At 45.5% G+C, this 24,232-nt stretch carries 15 protein-coding genes; 2 read left to right on the forward strand and 13 right to left on the reverse strand.

Translation table 11 applies throughout. From position 1 onward, the window contains the following. Nucleotides 1–188: 188 nt before the first annotated feature. From IEY34_RS04485 to IEY34_RS04535, 11 genes are all read right to left on the reverse strand, one after another. On the reverse strand, nucleotides 189–5,309 hold the full coding sequence (locus IEY34_RS04485; protein ID WP_189008198.1) for a golvesin C-terminal-like domain-containing protein: 5,121 nt from the start codon (nucleotides 5,307–5,309) through the stop codon (nucleotides 189–191). Nucleotides 5,310–5,581: 272 nt separating this feature from the next. Beyond that, nucleotides 5,582–6,793, reverse strand: coding sequence for an SGNH/GDSL hydrolase family protein (locus IEY34_RS04490; protein WP_189008201.1), 1,212 nt, complete (start codon nucleotides 6,791–6,793; stop codon nucleotides 5,582–5,584). Beyond that, nucleotides 6,790–9,027, reverse strand: coding sequence for an FAD-dependent oxidoreductase (locus IEY34_RS04495; protein ID WP_189008204.1), 2,238 nt, complete (start codon nucleotides 9,025–9,027; stop codon nucleotides 6,790–6,792). Before IEY34_RS04495 ends, IEY34_RS04490 begins: the two co-directional genes overlap by 4 nt. Before the next feature lie 100 nt (nucleotides 9,028–9,127). Then, nucleotides 9,128–10,750, reverse strand: a complete 1,623-nt coding sequence (locus tag IEY34_RS04500) for a response regulator transcription factor (protein WP_189008207.1) — start codon at nucleotides 10,748–10,750, stop codon at nucleotides 9,128–9,130. Continuing rightward, a complete protein-coding gene (locus IEY34_RS04505) occupies nucleotides 10,750–12,489 on the reverse strand; it encodes a sensor histidine kinase (RefSeq protein WP_189008210.1) in 1,740 nt (579 codons plus the stop codon). The genes IEY34_RS04500 and IEY34_RS04505 overlap by 1 nt, the downstream gene beginning before the upstream one ends. Nucleotides 12,490–12,578: 89 nt before the next feature. Continuing rightward, on the reverse strand, nucleotides 12,579–14,165 hold the full coding sequence (locus IEY34_RS04510; RefSeq protein WP_189008214.1) for an extracellular solute-binding protein: 1,587 nt from the start codon (nucleotides 14,163–14,165) through the stop codon (nucleotides 12,579–12,581). Between the two features lie 71 nt (nucleotides 14,166–14,236). Continuing rightward, nucleotides 14,237–15,106 carry a carbohydrate ABC transporter permease gene (locus IEY34_RS04515; protein ID WP_189008217.1) on the reverse strand — a complete coding sequence of 290 codons (870 nt, stop codon included), beginning with the start codon at nucleotides 15,104–15,106 and terminating at the stop codon, nucleotides 14,237–14,239. Nucleotides 15,107–15,118: 12 nt separating this feature from the next. After that, on the reverse strand, nucleotides 15,119–16,066 hold the full coding sequence (locus IEY34_RS04520) for an ABC transporter permease (RefSeq protein WP_189008220.1): 948 nt from the start codon (nucleotides 16,064–16,066) through the stop codon (nucleotides 15,119–15,121). 205 nt (nucleotides 16,067–16,271) lie between these two features. After that, on the reverse strand, nucleotides 16,272–16,895 hold the full coding sequence (locus IEY34_RS04525) for an FMN-binding negative transcriptional regulator (RefSeq protein ID WP_189008223.1): 624 nt from the start codon (nucleotides 16,893–16,895) through the stop codon (nucleotides 16,272–16,274). Between the two features lie 118 nt (nucleotides 16,896–17,013). Beyond that, nucleotides 17,014–17,793, reverse strand: coding sequence for a DUF817 domain-containing protein (locus IEY34_RS04530; RefSeq protein WP_189008226.1), 780 nt, complete (start codon nucleotides 17,791–17,793; stop codon nucleotides 17,014–17,016). 581 nt (nucleotides 17,794–18,374) lie between these two features. Next, nucleotides 18,375–19,913 carry an FAD-dependent monooxygenase gene (locus tag IEY34_RS04535; RefSeq protein ID WP_189008229.1) on the reverse strand — a complete coding sequence of 513 codons (1,539 nt, stop codon included), beginning with the start codon at nucleotides 19,911–19,913 and terminating at the stop codon, nucleotides 18,375–18,377. A 221-nt stretch (nucleotides 19,914–20,134) separates the two neighbouring features. On the opposite strand from IEY34_RS04535, the gene IEY34_RS04540 reads away from it, so the two are divergent. Beyond that, complete coding sequence (locus tag IEY34_RS04540) at nucleotides 20,135–20,803, forward strand: helix-turn-helix domain-containing protein (RefSeq protein WP_189008232.1); 669 nt, start codon at nucleotides 20,135–20,137, stop codon at nucleotides 20,801–20,803. A gap of 625 nt (nucleotides 20,804–21,428) precedes the next feature. Here IEY34_RS04540 and IEY34_RS37685 read toward each other — a convergent pair. Then, nucleotides 21,429–21,755 (reverse strand): transposase zinc-binding domain-containing protein, encoded by a 327-nt coding sequence (locus IEY34_RS37685; protein WP_189008235.1) that lies wholly within the window; start codon nucleotides 21,753–21,755, stop codon nucleotides 21,429–21,431. 106 nt (nucleotides 21,756–21,861) lie between these two features. Then, complete coding sequence (locus IEY34_RS04550) at nucleotides 21,862–23,352, reverse strand: DHA2 family efflux MFS transporter permease subunit (protein ID WP_189008238.1); 1,491 nt, start codon at nucleotides 23,350–23,352, stop codon at nucleotides 21,862–21,864. Between the two features lie 230 nt (nucleotides 23,353–23,582). Here IEY34_RS04550 and IEY34_RS04555 point away from each other — a divergent pair, with 230 nt between their 5' ends. Next, nucleotides 23,583–24,161 (forward strand): TetR/AcrR family transcriptional regulator, encoded by a 579-nt coding sequence (locus IEY34_RS04555; RefSeq protein WP_189008746.1) that lies wholly within the window; start codon nucleotides 23,583–23,585, stop codon nucleotides 24,159–24,161. Nucleotides 24,162–24,232 lie beyond the last annotated feature (71 nt).

Raw genomic sequence — 24,232 nt, forward strand, 5'->3', positions numbered from 1 at the left:
TTGGTAACGTTTCCGGTAACGTTACCAATATATTATCTTAACCTTCCTTTTCCTGTCAATGCTTAGTTTTGAATGTCTAGATGCTGCTCCACTGACGTCTTGCGGTAGGATGCCCTTAAGCTAAATGAGACTGCCGAATAACTTCGCGGCAGCCTCATTTAGTAGTAAATTAAGTTATCGTTCCATGTTCAATCATTTTGCATTTCTCGAAAAAGTGTAATTGCCGATTGGGTACCTAGTGTTTGTGTTCCCCGCCATACATTAGCATTAATGTTATACTTGCCAAGAAATGCCGTGCCTTCAGAATGCCGTTCGAATTTGATGGCATCAGCCCTCGTATAAATCATATCGGCAGGAAGGGTTGGCGGATCTACCGTTGTCTGAGTCTCTCTGGTTAAACGAACATACTCGCTGCCATCTCCTGCAAAGTCGAATGTTCCCAGATTAACCCAACCCGAAGAGCCGACTGTCGCGTCGATATACGTAGTCTCGGTAACCGACTGATGCTTCACTTCCACTTTGACATGATTATCGTTTGCCGTCGTGTGGACGAGCTTGTAGATGGAGACTGTATATCTTCCCTCAGGAAATTGAGCCTTCCACGTAGCGGATGATCCTTGTACGGTAGAGTACCGAGACTTAACACCAATTTTGTAGCCGGCTAAATTGCTTTGGCTCCAAGACCCTTCAGTCGTGTATAAGCCAGTCGTATTCGTGCTATCGACAATAACTGTCAGGTCCTTAATCGTTATTGCCAAAGGCGGTGTTGTTAAGGTCACTCCGTCCATCGTTACAGTGGCCCACACCGTGATATGATCTGTGGCTCCATCAAGGCTTTGAAGGGTCAACAAACCGCTGCTGTTCACTATAGCCAGATCGGTTCTATCAACAAAATACTGCACATTGGCATGTGCCAGATCACCGATCAGACCGTTGTCCAAATAACCGGTTATGCTCAGTTGAGCAGCTCGCGTCATCTGCAGCTCATCCTGATTCGACAGGATGGCCACCGATTCCAGCAGCGGCATCCGATTCGGATCCACCCACATCATCGCATCGGCAACTACCCGTGACTTATTGGCCTTGTTGGTTAATTCAACGTATCCACGATCGCCTGCTGCAAAAGGGTAAGCTCCCAGGAACACCCAAGTCCCATTGGCCGTTGTCTCATCAACGGTAACCGTCTGTGAACCACCGCTGTAATAAACGGTGAAAGCGGCATTGGTTGCCCAATTTTCACTCGTGGCGGTTATTTGCGGGAGCTTGTAATACACGCTATAAGTGACACTTTCCGGCAGCTCGGGCCGCCAGACAATCTTGCTAGTTGCTGTAGTCGAAGTTGATTTGGCATATACATAGTTATCGTAGTAATAGTCATTAGCCGTTGTATCCCGTATCCAGACGCCTTCTGTCTCCGCCTCCGTATTATCCACAATGATGGATGACCCTGCCTGCCAATCGGGTTGGACCGGCGTCTCCGTTACTTGATCAGGCAGATATAGCGTACGCTTGCGGGTCTGTTTCCCATCCGATTCCACGTAATAAGTGAAGGTTTGTGATAGATCGTTTACCCGTATCGACCATTCCATCGGATAGATCGTATCCGGAACGGTCGTGTACGTGGCCCCGCCGTCCAATGAGTAATGGATCGTTGCTGGTTTCGTCGTTTTGGCCTCTACATAAGCATCGTAAGACGTTTTGTCGGGTTTGACGATTAGCATGCCTTTAACAGCATCTATTGGACTGTGAACATCGAAGAAATAGCTTGCATCCGATGTATCAGCCGTTCTAACCTGATGCAGCGGCACATGAATGTTAAGTCCTTCCACAATGATCGCTGTCATTCCCTTGCTTGAAACCGTGGCCTGAATGATTCCGCCGCTCATAACCGCTTGCTCTGGTGTGCCATTATCACGGATGATGGTTACGTTATAATCTTGTGCTGGGTTGAACCCAATGAGCTGCGCATTCAATTTGATTGGAGTCTGCACTTCAGCAGTCGATTCGTTGCTTAGTCCAATGTAGAACTTATTTCCACTTTCCCCCGTTATCCAGTTCAACTGAGGATTGTTCGTCTGGATAATCCCTTTGGGCATCCAGAGCCAAACGTTCGAATTGCCGTAGAATTGACCTGGTTTATTCCCATAGAGATGATATTTGAACCATAGAAAATTAGTTTCGAATACAGAAGGAAATGTAATGTTCCCATTGGATTTCAGCGATTGTTCGCTGATTAGATAATCCATCGTTTGGCCGAGCTGTGCTGGCATATGATGATAATAGATGGATGTAGCCCCGCTGGGACCTTTCAAAGCAAAATCCGGTTCCAGTTGACTAACGGCGAAGCCCTTATAGTAATAACCTGGATAACTGGAATACCTTCCGATAACCGCATTATGAGCGATATCTTGCAGCAATTTGTCACCTGTATAGAGTGACAATCTCAGCATGAAAGGGGCTTCCTGCGCATTCATCCGATAATAGCCGGTTGTACTTCCCGCCTCAAACGTCAACCCGTTAGGTGAAACAAGCCAACTGTCGGCTTGAACACCACCAGCTACGTCTTCAGGGAGCTTAGTCCTGGGATAATTGTACTTACCGCTTGCCGGCCAATGGAAAGACTCCGCGTAATTATACGTCTCCGGCTGCGGAATCGTAACGGTGCCTCCGGGAACCGGACGAGCAACGAACATGGTCGCATACTGTTTGGCTTCCTTGTAAGCGGCATTCAAGTATTTGGGGTCCTTCGTTTCCTCGTAGAGCTCCAAGATCTCCATCCACAGTTTGCCATAATAATAAATAAACTCATTTTTACTTACATTTACTGTCTCAGGAGTATCGATATTTTGAACGATATAACTGTCGGCTGCATCCTTGGCAGCCTGTAAATACTGCGCATCCCCCGTCATACGATACATCATCAGGGGCTGAATAACTGGCCCGCGATCTTTCTGATCCGGATTGCGCACAAGGTACTCTTGCTTTCCTAACGCTTTAATTCCAGCCGAAGTGCCCATCATCTGATTGACAGCGGCTACGCTTGAAACATCGAACGGCAAAGTTGCCATTTTCCATAACGACGGCACGCCATATACGGGCTTCTGTGTCGGTGACCACCCGATACCATTTCGCGATACACCGTATTGGATGGACGGCAGCGCCCTCGTATCATAAAGTTGGTTGTCTCCTGTCAAATAGTAGGCTCCCAGAAGAACCCCATTCGATGTTGTTCGAACGCTATCCTCGTTCTCAATATCAATGAAGCCCTTGGCTCGGTTCCACCACCCGCTAGGCGACGGAACATAGTTAACAGAGTCGTCACCCTGAGGCTCAATCTTGAGCAGATCGATCATATTGAACATCGCATCCGTAAGTGACTGTTCCGCGACATTTTCCCTGTAGGCCGAATAGCCGTATTCATTACGGAGAATATCCCCGTATGCTTTATAGAGACTACTGCTTTGAGCGATTAGCCCCATATGAAATTGATACGTGCTTTCCGCAGTCATTTGTGAATAAGTCCCTAGTTGAGGAGCGTACAGGATCGGCTGCACGCTGCCTTCGTTGTTGACAAGACTCATGCCCAGCCGTTGTTTCGTAACGCCTCCTGTCGGCTCAAATTCGACCGGAAGTTCTTCCGACGGTACAAATACACCATAGGTCAAAACTTTACCCGCGCCATCATTCTTTTCAATCAAACTTATCGGAGCGCTCAACTCTCTTAAGCTTGTTGATTCCACAGAACCTACCATTTTGGCATGCGATCTGAAACCATTTAACACTTCATTAATGCCAGAGATTTGTTCTGTCGTGAAAGACTGATAGCCAATCACATAATTGCCATCCCGGCGAGGTGTAAAGGCGAAGGAAACATCTGGTTTGTCCCCTGACAAGGACCAGTTCACTTGTAAATCGTAATCGCTTCCATGGGAAGAATCTGTTAATACCGCCGTGTGGCTATCTGGGAAATTAATCGCGTCGAATGTAATCCAGCGTTTGTTCATCGTATCGTAGTAATTGGTACGACTTCCCGCATTCCCATCCAACAAGACCCATTGTTCTTCAAGTCTTTCCGCCACATTATTGATTGCCACCCAGTTGCCCGTAACCGCGTCCTTGTAGAACAGATCACGAACGATGGATTTACCTCCATCCCAAGCAGCTTCATAGAAAGTTGCCTTATAGTTAGCGTTCTCGATGCTGCCTTTGTTCGTATAACTGAGATTCGCCAATGTGCGGCTGCGCAGCGGAGGCAGCGGTGGAGCCTGCTGCCGAATATTTCCTTCGAACTTGACGCTATCCGCCCGCGTAATGATAGTGCCCGTCGTTGGCTGCGTTCGAGTCAGCCTGACAAATTCGGTATCATTGCCGCTGAAATAATACGCTCCCAAATCAACCCATCCAGCAGATGGGCCCGACGAGGGCCTCAGATCCATAAACTTAACATCCGTTATCCCATTATGCACAATTTCGATTTTGACATTACTATCGGCTTTATCCGCCCAATTAAGCTTGTTGAACGATATTCTCGCCGTTCCTGCTTCCAATCGCGGATTCCATGTGATGCTTCTTCCCACCGCATCTGTAAAGCTGGAACTGGAATTATTAAAGCCTTTCACTCCTGTGCTTGTGCTCCAATAAGGAGCCGAATATCCGTTATTCTTGTTCTCCACATCGGTGGTGACGACACCATTAATCGTGAGGCTTCCATCATCAATAATGATCGTCTTATAAGGCTCTTTCTGCTGAATGTTCCCTTCGAACTTGACCGCATCAGCACGTGTTAGAACCGTACTGCTACTGCTGGCAGACCGAGTCAATTTAACGAATTCCTCGCCAGACCCAGAGAAATAATACTCGCCCAAATCAACCCATCCCGCAGGAGCGCCAACGGAAGGTCTCAGATCCATATAGACAACATCCGTCAGCCCATTATGAACGATTTCGATTTTCACATTACTATCGGCTTTGTCCTCCCAATTCAGCTTATAGAACGATATTCTCGCCGTTCCAGCTTTCAATCGCGGACTCCACGATATGGCTCTGCCTGCTGTGCTTGTATATTTGGAACTTGAATTATTATACCCCTTCACTCCTGTGCTTGTGGTCCAATTCGGAGCCGAGTATCCGTTATCCGCATTATCCGTGTCAGGGGTCACAACCCCATCGATCGTGAGGCTGCCGTCATCGATGATGATGGTCTTGAACGGTACAGTTTCCGCACTAGCCGTCCTTATTCCGAATAGACTTAATGGAACTAATATCGTCATGATAAATAAAATTAAGAAAAACAACTCTCTTTTCCTCATACAACTCATCCCTTTCCTTATTTTGGTAACGCTTTCAAAAATCCGCAACCTCCTTTATTCCCATGTCCGCAAAGAAGCAATTATCCGCATCCTACCGGCTAATCCCCCCCTTCGTCTTTGATATCATAGCATGTCGCTTAACCGTGAAATTTCTTTAATTTCTAGAATTTCTTATAAGATTTTAAGTAAAAAATAAACTTGCAACATTTTCGTCTGCTTAACAGCAGTCAGAAACGTTGCAAGTTTTACATTTGGAACAAACCGACTTTAAACTACACGAATGGCGGCTTTACGAACAACAACTTGCCAAGCTGGATCACTGTTTGATCGTACCAATCCGGATGCTGCCGAACATGCGCAAGGCTTCGTTCATTACCGCATGCCTCAAACACGGCCGCTTTGTCTGTCTTCTCGGTATCGATTTCGAAGCGAACGGTATGTTTCCCATTCGGGAGCTCTGGCAAGAATACATACTGATTCCGATTATGATCGTTATACAGGGTGAATCGATCCACAACGAAGGGGTCTCCGCCGTCCACCGTCACTTTCAATCTGCCGGAATCTGGCCCCCCGATATCGAACAGTCCAATATGTGTGCCTTCGAACTGCACTGTGACAGCCTCCCCCGGATCGACTGCTCGCCATAGTCCGGAGAACAACCAGTCGTACTTGCGGGCCAAAGCTGAATCATCAGGAGTTACGTAGGACCATCCCGCTGATACATGGGCATGACCATCCAGCGGCAGCATCGTCGCGTACTCCCAAGGATTCGCTAGGACCAAAGAAGCCTTAGGTAAGTTATGTTCGAAACGTCCAGAGGGATCTCGAAGCTCACTTATTTTCTCAAACGAGCGGGTGATCGTATCCGTGTAAATCTGGTGTCCTTCGGGAATGGTCGGATGAACCGAATCATGCGTAAAAACAATAGCTCCGGGAATCGACTTATCGGGCCCTGAAGTAAAAATGAGCTTTCCTTCGGATACCAAATGACTGACTGCTACGCCCAGATGAATCGAAGGAATACCGTAGTAATCGGCCACTTCCTCCTGCATAAGCGCGCCCTTCTGGTATTCGCCGGACTGAAATAAGGCCAAATCGCGCTCCTTCAGCGTATAAACGAACAGGATATCGGTAAAGCGGCTCATCTTGCGGATTTGTCGGACAATCCCTTCGATGCGCGCCTTGGACTCCGGCACTCCGCCATCGTTGCCAACAAATTCAACAAACACGAGGTCAGGCTGATGACGCAGCACATCCCTCTCCAAACGGGCGCAGCCCAAATCCGATCCAGTTCCGTCAATGCCTGCATTCACACAGCGGATATCCGACTTGGGATACTGCCCACGAAGCCAATCCGCCGTCATGACCCTGTATCCTTCGGAACGCGTATTGCTGCCGCCAAAGTAGACGATTGTCACGCTTTCCCCATTCTCCAACTTCTGAATGACATTAGGCAGTCCTCTTCGAGGGAATAATTCGTTCATTGCAACTTCACCTGACCCTTGCTTATCGTTGTAGGAGCAAACAATTTTACAGCAAACACTTCATGATAAGGCGAACCGAAAGTCGCGGAGAAATCGAAGCGGATTCGGGTTACACCTTGCGCATCCACTTTATGTTTATTCAGCGTGAGATAATTGCCACTGATTACGATTTCCCTCTCCGTTCCGTCTTCGAAAGTCAAGGTCATATCATAATCTTGGATAAGGGACTCGATGGGATCGTCGAAATGCTCCAAATCCAACTGCGAATTGAAAACCAGATGGATTTCTTCCAGATTTTTGGGGCTTTCAAAGGTGAGTTCCAACCATTCCCCTCCTTCCGTACGTTCGGAAATCCAACCGTTCGGCAGACCATAGGGTCTGGAGTAGCCGTTGACGACATTCTCGGGATTATACATAATCTGAGATGGCAGCAGGTCCTTAAAACAAATGCTTTGATTGAATTTCTTCAGCTTGGACGGCACTTCCGGCTTATAATGGAAGCTAACCGCGCCTGTAATCTTCTCTTCGTTGACATAAACGGCTAACCTAGCCGTACCTTCTAGCACGATGTAGATTTTGTCGTCTGCCGGCTTCTCGCAGCCCAAGTCCAGTGTAATCCAGTCGTCATGTCCGGCTTCAATAGCCAAGCCGTAGTCTTTCAGCTCGCAAGAAGGAATGTAATTTTCCTTCCTGTCCCCGCCAAACAGCTTCACATGCAGCATTTCTGAATACTCGGAAACATTTTTAATTTTAATCCGCACGCTTTCTGCTGCGGACGTCTCAATCGGAAGGACCAAACATAACCCTTTCTCCAAGGGAATCGCTTCGGTTGAATGAGGATTGGCATAGCTGCGCTGAGATGATGCGCGAATCTGTAATCCGTCAGCGAAATAAGGATCCAATTTCTCTTGCAGCCCAACAATCGTTTGTCCGTCTCGAAGCAGCAGCGCTTGCAGTTCTCCCATATGAGCTTCGACGATCGCTGCTGGGTCTGCCTCATATTTCAGGCATAATGAAGCAGCCGTTCCAACCGCCTGCCCCATACAACCGCAGGTAGCCATTACTCTTGTAGATCCGAATGCAACATGAGTAGCACTTATATTGCGACCAGCGAACATAAGATTGGGAATATTTTGGGAAAATAAACTGCGGAACGGAATATTGTACAAGCCAGGGACGAAATTCCATGCTGTAGCTGGTCCCTCATCATAGATGCCCTTAGCAGCATGCAAGTCCATATACCATCCCCCGACGGATACCGCATCTTCGAAATGCGGCTTTGTGGTAAGATCGTTCTGGGACAACATGTGATTCCCAATAAACCGTCTTGACTCCCTTTTTCCCGGAATCGGGCATACATAATCCAAGATAAGATTGTCCACATCATCGAATTCGCCGCTATTTTTGATATAATCCCAAATCCCATAAACCAATTTCCGCAGTTCCAATGCGATGTCTTCATTGTTTGCGATAACATCCATATGTCCGCCATATTCCAGCCACCACAATCCGCCGAGCCCGTTGATTTTTCTAGGAAAAGCCCGATGGTTCAAGCCTATTCGGATACTATCAAAAAATTCCAACTTCGTAATATCATACGCAAAGCCAGGTCGCTTGTACGGAACGGAATATTCGACGTCACGGGCTTGAAACAGGATCGTGTCTCCCATGGTGTAATGATCCGCCACTTCAGGAGCCAAATCTTCCTTGAATTCATGACTTGCTTCTCTACCCCGCCTAAAGAGAGCACCTGCTTGATATCCGACAACCCCGTCACCAGAGCAATCAATGTAGGTACGGCTTTCAAAGCGGAATTTCTTTTCAGACGCCAATTGAAGACCTTCTACCCATTTGATTCTGCCGTTCTCCATGCCCGTTTCATGCACACAGGTATTCAGAAATAGAGCAATGTTAGGCTCATCATAGATCATATCCAACAAGACCGTATCCGAAAGCGAAAGCATAAGTTTCTTGTTGTATAAAGGATTATAGTGGAAAATCTTCAACTTAAGTTCTTCCACTAACCCGCCCTCACGCGCATAATAGGATGGACTGTTTCCGAGATACGCCGAGCCATTAATATGAACCCTGACCTCGCTGCTGGCATTGCCCCCAAGAACCGGACGATCATTAATAAGTGAAACTTGCAACCCTTGCCGTGCCGCAGCTATAGCGGCGCATAGACCCGCAATACCTCCGCCTACGACCGTTACATCCGATTTAATAAGCTCCATTGTGATAACCTCCATGATTAGATACAAGTATCATGGTAGTCCTTTTGATCCCCGTTTTTTTACAGGATTTCGAGAAAAACTCACACATTTTTTCGCAACCTTATTTGGTTTCATAGCGCGTCATTTTTATCCGATATTGCTTAGGTGTATCACCTGTATATTCTTTAAATAATTTACAAAAATAACCTTCGTTAACAATCCCTACTTCCTCGCACAGTTCCAATAAAGAATAATCCTGAACGTTTAACAGCTCAAGAGCCAATTGAATTTTTTTACGATTGATGTAACTGATAACGCCTTCGTTCATTGTCTTTTTGAAAAGACTGCTGAAATACGACGGAGCTAAATTCACTTCCTCCGCAATAGCCTCCAACGTTAAACGCTGCTTCAAATTTTTCTCGATAAATCGCATAGCACTCATGATTTCTACCCGATGAATGAGTTGGCCTGCGTGCACATATTCGAATGTAAAGTCGCCAATATACGCAAGCTGTTCCCGAAATGCCATAAATTCTAGGGGAAACTCAGCCACATCAGTGGTCAACGTGTTTCCCGATTTAAATTTCGCCGTAATGGCTCTGTACAAGTCTCGAAGCATGGGTGCCATGATAGACTTATGGATTTTATGTTCCGTAACAAATTGATTTAGAGCAGCAAATTCTTTCTCCAGCTCGTCCTTGGAAACCTTTCTTTGCAGCCAGGCTAGTAAATCAGCCAGTTTCTGCTGAAAGTCCTCCTTTTTGTCATTGCGGTAATGGAACCGATGCGCAGGTGTCTTCACTGCTTTCTCTGTATGATAATAGAAATCCTCGCTCACAATATGAGCTTCCGTGTAAGCTTGTTTAATGGCTTCCCAGCCTCGGTGCGGACCGCCAAAAGCGACAGATACCCTTTGATTCAAATATTGCTGCAAATGGGACACGATCTGACTCCCCAAAGTCTGGCAAGCGTATTCCGTATCCATATCACTGCGACTATTTTCCCAGGAAAGAAAGCCGATAAAACGATTATCGGATAGATCCACAGCTACCCCCCTGCCGCAATTCATCACCGTTTCTTCGATTACATTCGTGATCGCATATTTCAAGATGTTCTGGTCAACCGCTGAATATTCATGACGGAAACTCTCATACAAATTCATTTCAACAATAAAACAGCAATAATTAGCTTGAAAGAAATGGAACTGCATACGATTGGCAAAATCGGATGCCCGATATGACGGGATTTCGCCTCGAATCAGCTCGTTAAAAAATTGCTTGCGGACTCTATATTTATTTTCCAGAACGGATACATTTAATGATTGAAATTCCTCTTCTTTCTTCTTAATCTCATCCCAAATTCCGGCTGCCTTATCCAAAGCTCGATCCAAATCCGCTTCGCGCAAAGGAACCTTAACGATGTACTCCAATACGTTGGCATGGATAGCTCGCTGCGCGTATTCAAAAGACGAATAGGCGGTCAAAAGAATGTATTGGGTGTTGGGCAGCTCCTGCTTTAACTGCTCAATCATGGAGATTCCATCCATCTTTGGCATGACGATATCAGAGATCACGATATCTGGTTTAAGCCGTAGAATCTCCTCGATCCCCTTCAACCCGTTATTCGCTTTGCCTACCAAATGGAACCGTCTTTCCTTCTCGGAGAGCTCGCTAAAAAATAGTTCCAATCTTTGGATGATTAGGTCTTCATCATCAACGATGAAGCAGGTGTACTCTCTCGCCATCATGCATCTCCTTTAAACATACCTGCCGGGAATATGGCGCGAACACGGGTGATTTCATGCGGTATGCTTATGATTTGGAGCCCGAATTGTTCGCCATAGTGAAGTCTTATTCGTCCATGAATATTGTTCAGCCCGATTCTTTTCCTTTTTACCGCTACATCACTCGGTTCTGAATCTAGAATATGCTTTATGCGATCCGCTGGAATTCCCTCGCCTTGATCAACGACTTCAATCATGACGATACCGCCCTCCCTGTAGGCATGAATAGTAATCGAACCTTCGATTCCCCCTCCGTTATAGCCATGGAAGATGCTATTCTCCACAATGGGCTGCAATAGCATTCGAAAAACCGGGAAATCCATTAACCCCTCTTCAACATTCTCAATCAAGTCAAAGTGCCTGTTATATCGGATGTTTTGGATCTCGATATAGTCCGATACATTTTGCAATTCTTGACGCAGTGATACTTTCTCCGAAGCGTCGGCTATGCCGTATTCCAATAATGAAATGAGAGATCCGATCACCACATCTACTTTCTCTATTTGTCCAAGACGTATGACATTGCTGATAGAGCCAAGCGTATTATACAGAAAATGAGGGTTTATTTGCGATTGCAGTACTTGAATTTCCAGCTTTCGCTCAAGTTCGTTATGAAGCTCCGCTCGCCGAATTAGTTCCACAATTTGCTGCAGCATACGGTCGGAAGCTCGGGAAAGATCGCCGAATTCATCGTTGCGGTTTATCGTCATTGTCGTTGTCAGGTCGCCTTGCTCCACCCGCTTCATTTTTGTTTTGAGCGCATAGAGCGGATTTCTTATATATTTGGCAATAAAAAAGGAAATGAACAGACTTAATAGAAGACCTGCGACTAGAAGCCAGATATAATAGGTTTCCAATCTGGATAACGCAGCCTCCAAGCGAGATTCATCGTTGATCGAGATGATGGACCAATTGAATTTCTCTGTCTGTTTCTTCAGAATTGAGACAGGCATGCCATCCTTGGTATGTAGTTGAAGGCTTGTTCCCGTAGTATCTAGAATTTCTCTCGCCGACGTTTCCCCGATTGCAAACGTATGATCTTGAATATTCAGCGGTCCTCTATTTTCTGAAAATCCGGCAATAATTTTACCCGTTGTGGTGATCAGGGCCAGATTCATTTGCTCTTTCTTATTAATCTTGAACAAGGTTTCTTCAATAGCATTGAGATCCAAATCTACCGCGATGGCCATAGGAAACGGAGATCCGTTCAGATAGCGAACCATCGTAACGGTCCAGCCGGAATACTTGGATTTATAAGGATCACTGACAAATGTAGTCCTTCTGTTCTTGTCGGCTGCATCAAACAAAGGTTTTCTGTCTGCCAAAGGTCCATCGAAAATTCGCGTGGGCGTACTTCCACCTAGAATAGATAAATCGCTTTTGATCAAGTAAATGTTACTGACGTAATTACTATTGAGCTCATACAGCTCTCTTAATTGCTTCATAATCACTTCCGTATTGTTAATATTTGCTTTCACCGACGTTTCAACCGAGAACAGGATCGTCTGGAAAGAGGAAAAATTAACCGTCAAATACTGGTCAACTTTGTCCAATATTTGATTTGTGTAATACATGTCATTGGTCCTTATTTCCTTTTGGACATAGCGATAGGACAATTGGCTTATCAAGATAATGCAGCTTAATACAAAGGCGAACACGATAAAAAATAGTTTTAAAGGCAAGCTGATTCTTCTTCGCATCGGTCATCTTCCTTTTACATCTGGATTAACCTAAGAATAGCATAGGACAACAAAGAGAGGGGCAATTTATCGCCACTCTCTTCGTTTATTTACTTGATTAGGCCTGCATCTTTAAATTGCTTGATCGCTGTATCCTTATATTTCTGCATATCAAACTTGGTATCCAACGTTTTGAGGAAATTATCCCAGTTGGTCAGAGGGTCTTTGCCCGTCATAAATTTGACTAAACTTTCATTAATGAAACGTGTGCGATCTGCTGCCAAAGTATCACTTGGGTCTGCAGTCAATAAATTTCCGGGCAAAGTAAGCCCCACATATTTCTGATTGTTCGTGAAAGCCTCTGCCGTCTTCGGATTCTGGAAGCTGAAATACTCGGCATCATCGCCACGGCGCGGCATTCGATAATGATCAACCCATAGATACTTTTCTTTCACTTCCTTCGATAACTCAGAGGTTTTATTTTTGACCTTGCCATCTACGATATCCCAATGAATCCCTTTAATGCCGTATGCGAAATTCGGATAGGCCTCTTTGTCCGTAAATAGATATTCCAGCATAGACAATATCCGAATAATTTTGTCCTTGTCTGCTTTTTTGGAAATGGCCCATGAATTGCCTTGGAACGATTTTCTCTCCACGATTTGATCGCCGTAAGGCCCTTTCATAGGAGGAATGACGATCCATTCCGGTACTTCTCCGCCGATTTCTTTCATTTTCTGCTGATAATCCGGTTCCAGTCTGCGAGCATCTCTAATCATGAAGCCAACTTTACCTTTAAATAACTTTTGGTCCAACAAATCAGGCGTATTCATCGTCACCCAGTCGGGGTCCACCACTTTGGCTGTCATCATTTTATTGATGTAAGCGAGCGCTTCCTTCATTTTGGGATCGATAAACAGGAACACCGGTTTATTGTCTTTCACTTCAATGGCTGAAGGAGGATTGACGCCGAACATCCACATCAAGCTATCGAAGCCGTAGGTTTGCAGATTGCCTTCTTTATTCATACCGCCGATGAATCCGTACGTATCGTTTTTGCCGTTACCGTCCGGGTCTTTCTCCGTAAAGGCTTTCATCACTTCGAACAGCTCGTCAGGGGTTGTCGGCACTTTCATATTCAGCTTCTTGAGCCAATCGTTGCGGATGAAGAAGCTTCGACTGATACCGTTCACATTATCATAACCCGGTACTCCAATGGTTTTTCCCATATAGGACGTTGCATCCCAGGAGTCATTACCGAAACGCTTCTTTAATTCAGGAAATTGGTCCAAGTACGGAGTCAGATCCGCAAGAACACCTTGGTCATAGTATTGCGCTAGATCGGAACGACTTTTCAAGAAGAGCAAATCTGGAATATCCCCGCCTGCAATGAGCGTATTCAGTTTGGTCGTTGCTTGCCCTGCTTGAGGAATCATCATATCCAGGTCGATGTTCACTGCCTTTTCCAACATTTGACGTTGAATATCTTCTTCACGTGGAGGTATCGGAGCAGCAGCGTTGAAAGTACCTTGGTTGAACATCGTGACTTTCATTTTGTTCGCAAATTTGTTAGCCCCGGATTGAGGGCTGCTCGAAGCTGCTGGCTTCACTTTTTCTTGGTCTCCGCATCCTGACAATAGCGTTCCCAATCCTACGATAGTTGCCAGAACGGTAAGTGAAATCTTTTTACGTTGCATATTGACCTCTCCTTTTGCTTGTATATATATTATCACGGTGTCCCCGTAACAACCTAGGTAGAAATTGCCTTTTAACCTTTAATCGATCCCATGAGCACACCTTTCGTAAAATGCTTCTGCATAAAGGGATAAACGATTAATATCGGAACCGTCGTCACGACAACAGCCGCCATTTGCACAGCGAACTTGCTAACCGCTCCGGAATTGGCAATTGAATCAGCGCTTTGCGTGGCAACGTTAAGCAGAATGTTGCGCAAGACGACTTGAAGCGGCATTAAGTTCGAATCATTTAAGTAAACGATCGCATCGAAATAACTATTCCAATGCCCCACTGCGTAAAACAAGGAAACGGTAGCAAGAACGGGCAAGGACAGCGGGAGAATGATCCGCCATAGCGACTGAAGTTCACTTGCGCCGTCAACCCTCGCCGATTCCTCAATTTCAGCAGGCAATTGCTCGAAAAAGCCTTTAATGATCACCAGATTAAATGCACTAATGAGCTGAGGTATAATCAATACCCACGGACTGTCTAGCAATCCCAGAGAGCGAATTAACAAATACGACGGAATTAACCCTCCGCTAAACATCATGGTAAACACAATGAATAGTAAAAATGGTTTGCGGCCAGGTAAATATTTCTTGGATAATGGATAAGCTGCTATGATTGTAAAAAACACATTAAGCGCAGTGCCTACAATTGTTCGAAACAACGTAATTTTATACGCCTGCCCTATACCATGAGAGATGAATACTTCTTTATAGGCTGTAAAAGTAAAGGATTCCGGTATGATAACAATTCCTCTTCTTAACACTTCCGATTCTGGCGTCACGGAAACAGCAACCACATATAGAAAGGGAAGTAAGCAAACTAGGGATAACACGATAAGAATACAATAAACGGCTGCTTGCCAGACTTTTTCCCCGATTGTCAGATTAATCATACGAAAACCACCTCACCAAATTTGCCCATCGAATTTTTTGGCGAGCTTGTTTGCAGCCAGAACCAATATAAATCCGATGACAGCTTTAAACAAACCCACTGCAGTAGCCAAGCCAATCTTCAGCCGCTCCAACCCTTCACGGTATACCCATGTGTCGATAATATCGATCTTCTCCTGATTAAAGCTGTTGGCAAACATGAATATTTGATCAAAGCCTGCGTCCAGAATGTGGCTCAACTTAAGGATCAGCATCAGAATAATGACGCCTCGAATGCCGGGTAAGGTGACATGCCAGAGCTGTCTCCACTTGGAAGCGCCATCAATTCGAGCCGCTTCATATTGGCTTGGATCGATTCCTGCTAATGCGGCAAGGTACAATATCGCTCCCCATCCAATATCCTTCCATATTTCAGATAAGATGACCAGCAGTCGGCCCCAGGCAGGTTCCGTTAGAAACGAGATCGGCCCCACACCATTTTCCTTCAAAATCATATTAAACAGGCCATCTCCGGGGGCTAATAAGGCCACCATCAGTCCATACACAATGACCCATGACAGAAAATGGGGTAAATATGTAATCGTTTGTACGATTTTCTTAAACCAATGGGTATAAACTTCATTGAGCAGCAAAGCTAGTACGATAGGAGCAGAGAAACCGAACAATAGCTTATACAGCGATATGAGAATCGTATTTCTCATGATGTCCCAGAAATAAACGCCGTTAATAAAATCCTTAAAATTTTTCAATCCAACCCACGGACTGTCCCATAGTCCCAAAGCCAGATTATAGTTTTTAAAAGCAATAATGATTCCCGCCATAGGAATGTATTTGAATACAGCAAAGTAAACTAATGCCGGGAACAAAAGAGCATACATCACTTTATACTTTTGTATCGTCCTTATCCATGAATTCCGCTTTTTGGGGAAGGGAATGGCGTCGGCTGCCAATTTCGCTTGCATTTCATCACCTCGTCTATGTTTATATTTGTATAATAGCATCGCCCAAACGGATAAATTTCTGTAATTTCGAGAATTTCTTATAAGATATTAAGTTACTCCTGCCTTGGATTATTTCAATGTAATCGGCATGAAAAAACGGACAGAGTGACCGTCACCTTGTCTAGGTGCTTCACTTTGTCCGTTGTACTCGAAGTCGCGAGTTAACTTATACCTCTTTGCTAACTTTCAGATTTTCTTTCATTAAAGAAGAAATTTCTCGCTCATCCGTTTTAGGAATTTGCTCCAGTTGCTGAATAACTAGTTCTTGCCGATGCAAGGAATGATTCTGACTTAACTTTGCTTTCCCTTCGATCTTCTTGATCTTCAATTTAAATCCTTGAACGCCTTTGTTCAACCCACTCAGAAATTCTTCGTCTAAATGCTGCAAGCTATATGAGCTGTTAGGCGCTTCATACTTTGCTACCATGTCATGCAGGCAATTCATGAGTTCATTCTCATCCTCTATGAGTTCTATTTCGCCATAAACATGAACGGTGACGTAGTTCCAAGTCGGAACGGCTTTATTGGTCTCATACCATGAGGGTGAGATGTAGCAATGAGGACCATGAAATACTGCCAATACAACTTGTTTATCAATATCTTTCCATTGCGGATTTAGACGAGCAAAATGTCCGTATAAGTACTTGGTTTCTTTATCTAAAATCAATGGTAAATGAGTCGCGTATGGCGCACCCTCATGTTGAGAAAACAAAGTTGCGAAGCTATTTTCTCTTATCATTTTGCAAGCGACAGTTACATCTGTCATTTCAAAATGGGACGGAATATACAAGGATGGTTACCTCCTATCAAATTCACATATTAGCTATTTAACATCATAACCATAGCGCTGAATTCAAAGAAGTACCGATTCTAACTATTATTATTGTACCAATTAACGAAGCTCGAGATTAGAAGGAATCACTCCGTGTCCGATTAGCTTTAACCTTTTTAAGTTGGGCAACAAGGATAACACTAATGATAACCAGAAGGAACCATGAGCTGATCTTGCTGAAACTAACCAAATGCCAAGTTTGGTGCTGATCAGGATATTTCCACGCATCAAAAAATGTAGCGATATTTTCTGCTAACCAAATAAAGAAACCTACAATAATAAAAGCAAGCGCTAAAGGCATTCGATATGTGATCGTCCTTACCCGATAGATGATCTGTGTTTTCCGGAAGATAATAAAGACAAGTGCCGTCAACCACCAACGAAAATCTGGAATAAAATGATGGGTAAAAAAGTTGAAATAGATCGCACCGCCCAATAGAGCTGAAGACTTAAGACCAGGCCAGCCAGTCATGTCCATCCGTAGTCTCCGCCACACTTGACACATGAAGCTTGCTACACTTGCATACATAAATCCGCTGTAGAGCGGGACACCGAACAACTTCGTATACCCTGGCTCAGGATAAGACCATGATCCCATCCCTACCTTATATATTTCCAGCATCAATCCAATGAAGTGAAATACACAGATTACTTTAATTTCATCAATCGTCTCTAATCCGCTGCGGTACATGAAATATTGCACGCCAAGCAATATAAGTAGAATAGCATCATAACGATGAAGGAAAGGTACCGCTATTACGTTAGAGAGGGCTAAAGTTCCAAAGATCGCAACAGGGAATATACAGCTCATCGACTGATGATAGCCAAAATGCAATAGTTGAATGATTGGTCTCAATGAAGCTTTCTCCTTCCATATTCAGTTAGATCAAGAATAGAGGAACAGTGCCTAATGAAAAAGAGAAGCTTTTTCGTTTATTATTTCTTGTTTTCGGTATCTGTTCTCGTCCCACCTACATTCTAAAGCACGTTAGAGCAACTCAGCCTGTCATTTCAACACTAAAAACCTAGCCTGCGGCTAGGTCAAATAGTCAATGAACCTTGAGGAAAACCAAGCTCCCTGACGAACTCAATACCCTTTATTTGGGCAAAATCGCTCACTCTGAAAATCTAATGAATGCCAGATGCGCTATTTCAAGAAAATGATCACCATTCTGCCAATAAAGTGCCAGGTAGCGCCAATCCAGTTCATTAAATCTCCAAAGTAGCCATTTTCTCGTCTATAAGCATCCTACAGTTCATTAGATGCCACTTAAGACCGAAAAACCCCAAAGCAAAGAGGCCTGCGGTGGACGTCAACTAAAAAGGGAGAACCCCTTAAATCCACCCAAAAACTTATACTCTCTTCTCAAAAAGGGAGCTGCCTCAGAAGAGGCAACTCCCTACTCAACTATAGTTCTCTGGTAGTCCTCATCATCCCTAAATCGAATGGGCAGCATGGGATTTATGCGGGGTTAAGCTCCTAGCCACGTTGTCGAATGCTCCCAACCAGTCAGAAGTGATGATACTTCCGATGTAACCGTCTGGTCGGATCAGGACCAACGTGTCACCGGTGATACCGTAAATGCTGGTCAAACTGCCCGCGGTGTCATTGAGGCAATTGAGCTCGACGCTGTACCCCGTACCGACAGCGTATCGGTGCAGTTCTGCGCCGCCAGTCGGCCAGTTCAGCTTGGGGAGTATGGCAGCGGCGTTGCCACCGAAAGCCAGCAGCGTGAAGTGCGGCCCCTGGTACACGTTGAACAAGCGTCGTTCCCCGCTGGGTCCGGTGCACGGCGCATCAGGTGCGCGGTCGCCCACATGCAGGGTCTTCGTGGATGGCGCGTCGGCGGGAGCGAGTAAACCGCCGTGGTACGAGAGTTTGAGCTGTCGCTCCTCGTCTCCGCGCTTAAGACCGGAGATACGGTGCTTGCTGAGACTGGCGTAAAGCTCGCTCGACTTGCCGAGGACCCGCGCGGCAATCGGTTGTCGTTCGGCCTCGTAGCTGTCGAGGAGGCTATCGGGTGCGCCTGCGATGACCTGGCCGAGTTTCCAACCAAGGTTGTAGGCGTCTTGCACACCGGTGTTGAGGCCCTGCCCGCCGGCAGGCGTGTGGACGTGGGCGGCATCCCCCGCCAGGAAGACGCTGCCCGCCCTGTAGTGCTCGGCTAGTCGGACGTTGGGCCGGAACACCGAGGTCCAAGTGATGTCGCGGAGCCGGGAACCAGTGAGCGTGCGGAACTGGGAGGCCAGATGGGCTTCGTCCAGATCAGGCGTCTCGTCCGGTGTAAGCCGGATCATGACTTGGAATTGGTCGGTGTGGGGCAGCGGACAGGCTCCGACCGTTTTGCCGTGCGTGCGTGGCCATATGTGCCACCGATTGCGTGATAGACCATCGATCGACCCGTCGATGATGAGCATTCGGTCGGACTCGTTGGTCTCTCCGACAAACCGAATACCCGAAGCCTTGCGGACGGCGCTCGAGCCTCCGTCGGCCCCAACCAGATACCGGCTGCGGACCTTCTCTCCCGATGAGAGCGTCGTCGTCACACCACCAGCATCTTGTTCGAAACCATCCACCGCCGTGCCGAACTCGATGCGCAGCCCGAGTCGGTCGAGCAGGCGGTGCAAGATGGCGTCGGTACGGTGTTGAGGCAGCATGACAATGTTCGGATACGGCACGCTCAGCGTCGGTCTGTTCTGCTGCTGCATCCGCCACGGCACTATGAACGGTCCAAGATGGAAGCCCGCGAGCGGGTAAGGGCCGCCCTCTGCGAGAGCCTCGTCCAGTAAGCCGAGATCTTCCAAAACCTCCAGGGTGCGCGGCTGGACTCCCTTCGCGCGGGAGCCCCTAAAGGCGTGCGGCGCCTTATCAACCAGTCGGACGCGAAGGCCGCGCCGCAGCAGATCCGCCGCCAGCGTAGAGCCTGTCGGGCCAGCTCCGGCCACGAGTACATCGATATCGTTATGTTCTGTCAATTGAATCAACCTCCTATGTTCTTGTTGCGCAATTGATTGGATACGCTGCTTTTTCTCGAGTAGCTTATCTCAGTAATTTAATTTCCTTAGAAACTTAAAGTTTCCTTTGAAACAATAATAAAACATCCCCCTTTTCTTTGTCAATATGGTTTCCAAGAAACTTTATTTGTGGACCTCCCCTTGCTATACTGGAATTAGGTTAACTATCGGAGGAGATATCCATGATCAACCATGCGGACAAACAAAAGAAAGATCGCTTAATCAAGGAAGTATTGGAAGCTGTGAAGGGGATACAACATAAATACCAGGCGGAAGATGACGAAGAGAAAGAGTGGCTAGTCCAGAATAGCCCTACTCCTGTTATTGCTGAATTGCTGAAAGAATTGACTGTTATGATGCTGCATGTGCTGGATGCAATTGGTAAGCTTGAGCCCGTAAACGGTATAACGATTTCTAAGCAATTCGGCTTTTCCAAAGGGAATGTCTCTAAAATCACGAGGAAACTGCTGGACAAACAAATCATCGTTATTGAATACCTTCCCGATAACAAAAAGGAAATTCTGTTTCGTACCACATCACTTGGCAAGGAAATTTATCGTTTGCATCTAGCCTTGCATCAGCAAATTGATCTTGGGGTCAATAAATTCTTGCAACGGTATAACGAAGATGAATTGCAATTTCTAGTCACAACCCTTCACGAAACTTTGCATGCATCTTGGATTCATTCGGAGTCAAACTCTGTGCAAGACACTGACAAGCTCCTTCCTTCTGTAACAGTTGCTGAGGAGATGAACGAAGTCATGGCGATGCTCAACAAACTGGATTCCCGCAACTTAAGGAAAGCGAAAGCGATTCTTAATGATGTTTTTTTTACAGAATATGAGGATTAAGGATGATAGCAATAAAGAAATTTGCCGCCCTAAGAGATGAGCGTCTTCATAGCGCTTTTTAACAACACCGCGACTTAGGGCTTTGCAATGACAGAGTGCGTCGTGTGAAAAGGAACTATGATCCTCTATATGGCGGGAACTGGGGCAAACCTAGCATGAAAGGGAACTGAGGTCCGCTATTTCAGCGGAACCTGCTGATTCCGACGTAGAAATGGTGACATAGCGGATCGTAGTTCCCTCTGGCGCGGAATATGGCGGTTTTCAGAATTATAGCGTACTGTAGTTCCCTCCAACTCGCGATGATGACACATTTTGCTATAAACGCGGCTTAACGTTCCCTTTTCTCGGCGCGATAGCTAAGCTAGCGGATCTCATTCTGCCAAATAGCTTGTTTATTACCTCCAAACCAGCAGCAATTCGAACACATAAGTACGTTCACAGCTACCTTGTTCTCATCACATCTCGCCTCGTCTCATCATCATCTCATCGTATCTCATCACAGCTCTTCTCTTCTCTTCTCTTCCCATAGTGCCGCATCGAACCACTCCAACGTGTTGGGCCGCCTACAACCCAACCCTGGAGACTGGCGTCAATCTCCAACATTTAAATTCTGGGCCAGCTTCACTCACCCCATCCCAAAAACATGTCTCTTAGACCTTCGTCGATGGGTAACTTGACATATGTCCTCAGACAAGACCCGGCTCCACTCTTCCGTTTCTGCGCATGAACACGTCGTGCAGAAACGCCCCTTGCACCGAAAAGGGCACCACCTTAAGATCGTGGCACCCTTCACATGCGAGCAGCTTAAACCCTTTTTCGGGTTTCCACAATCTCGAAATTTCCGGATTTCTTTCAGCACTACGGGACATATCTTTTTGCCATGCTTGCTTTTAAAGGCTTCCCTGTGCCGATTCTCATCAAAGAAAATTCGGTGTCGGATGTCCTGTTTCATACTCTATATCCACGCAAAAACTTATATTTTCTGGCGTGTATTCTAAGAAAGGGCCTCTCCCTTTTCAAGGAGAAGCCCTTTCCGCATACCTTTTTATCTGTTATTTCTAAGTTGCATTAACGGGTTTCGGTGCTGTTTTGAATTCCGGTTCTTCTTCGGCCTGACCTACACGTTTAATAAAGAAGGAAAGCAGCAAGCCAACAACGCCAATGCCAATAATGACAAGATAAGAATCATTGATCCCTTGAATTGATGCTTCTTTGATAAGTTCCTTGGTCGCAGTCGCTGTTTTGCTTGCTGTCATCATCTCTATCAAATGAGATTTGGTTCTTGTCGTCATAACCGTGATCAGTAATGCTGTTCCGACGCCACCTGCTACTTGCTTAATGGTATTGGAGATTGCTGTCCCATGCGCATTCAGTCTTGAAGGCAATTGATTCAGGCCCGCTGTCGTGATTGGCATTAAGAAGAGCGCCATCCCAAAGCGTCGTCCTGTGGACATGAGAACTAAATACGTGTAACTGGTAGAATCCGTCAAATTGATGAATCCAAGTGTGGTTACGATGGTAATGATCATTCCGACTACGGACAACCATTTTGCTCCGAACTTATCGAACAACTTACCAGCTATTGGCATCATGAGTCCCATGAGCAGGGCTCCTGGGAGCATAAGGATACCTGATTCTAGCGCCGTATATCCGCGGGCATTTTGCAAATATAATGGAAGCAGCATCATATCCGCATACATAACCATTGTAACCGCAATGTTGATCAGTGTTGTCAGGGTAAACATGTTGTATTTGAACGCTCTAAGGTCTAAGAGTGGGTCTTTAATAACCAGTTGACGCCATGTAAACAATATTAAAGCGACAACACCTACAATGATAGATAGGATAACTTCCGCACTCGACCAACCTTTACCGCCAGCGCTGCTGAAACCGTAAAGCAGGAAACCGAATCCGATTGTCGAGAGAACAGCACCCCACGCATCAATTTTGGGATAGGTGCGTTCTGCGACATTTTTCAGATAGATAGAAGCAACGATAATAACGATGACAACAAATGGGATGATGCCATAGAAAAGGGTACGCCATGAATAATGCTCCAAAATATAACCAGCTATGGCAGGTCCAACAGCAGGGGCAAAAATGATCGCCAACCCAACCATTCCCATAGCTGCGCCACGCTTATCTGGTGGATAGATCGTCAAGATGACATTCATGAGAAGCGGCATGATAATACCAGCCCCAGCCGCTTGAATCAGACGGCCAACCAATAATAATTCAAAGCCAGGTGCCACGGCTGAAACAATAGTACCAATGAGGAAAATAATCATGGAAGCTTGGAACAGCTCCCGCGTTGTAAAGCGTTGCATCAGGAACGCTGTGATCGGAATTAAGACACCGTTAACCAGCATATAACCCGTGGTCAGCCATTGCCCTGTCGAAGCGGCAATATCAAATTCAACCATGAGCTTAGGTAAGGCAACACTCATAATCGTCTGATTCAGAACGGCAATGAACGCTCCCAAAATCATTACAAACAATAAGGGTCCTTTCTTAATGGAACTACTGTCAAATGCTGCAATTTTACTCATTTCACTTATTCCTTTCAAATTCAATTTCAAACTAATTTACATTGTGTAGTATAATTAATTGATGTAAATAGTATTATAGTCATCTATCTTACTGTTCACAAGCTACAGCTTTTTTATAAATGTATATTAAATGACATTTCCAACGGATATGTCGTCTAACTAATACATAATCCACAACTCTCGCTGAATTTGTCGCATAATACCCTTGAGGAGAATGGAAGTGAATGTCCATGTCAACAAAGCCACAACGCATAGACCCGCGTGTACTTCGCACACGCCAATTGATTCGAGATGCCTTTATTGAATTGCTTTACGAGCTTGAACTTGAGAAAATAACTGTGAATCGTATCTCGGAGCGAGCGACGATCAATCGTGTCACCTTCTATCTTCATTATCGAGATATTCCAGATATGATCGATAGATTGGCTGATGATATGATTAATGAAATCCATGCCATCTTGAAGGAATTTCCTAACCATTCCGATTCAAATATGCAAATGATCATCAAAATACTTGAACATATCGCGGAAAATTCGAAATATTATAAGGTTCTGCTCGCTTCCAAACGTATACCCGTATTTACGGAACGACTCATGAAGCTGTTCGCTGAATTTATTACCACTCGAATGAACAAGTTAGAGGAATCCTCAACATTGAAAGTTCAAAAAGATATTGCAATTTGGTACGGCTCCTCCGCCATTATTGGTACGATTGTTTTCTGGCTTCGCAATGATTTACCCTATACGCCTATTTATTTGGCTGCACAGCTTTCAGAATTGCTCCATCTCCCTCAGCAAGAAGTAAAATAACAAGCTCAAAGAGGCTGCTCGCAAGGTTTTCAACCTTGTGACACAGCCTCTTTGAGCTTGTTAAAAACAAG

The organism is Paenibacillus marchantiophytorum (genome assembly GCF_014640555.1).
GTDB lineage: Bacteria > Bacillota > Bacilli > Paenibacillales > NBRC-103111 > Paenibacillus_E > Paenibacillus_E marchantiophytorum.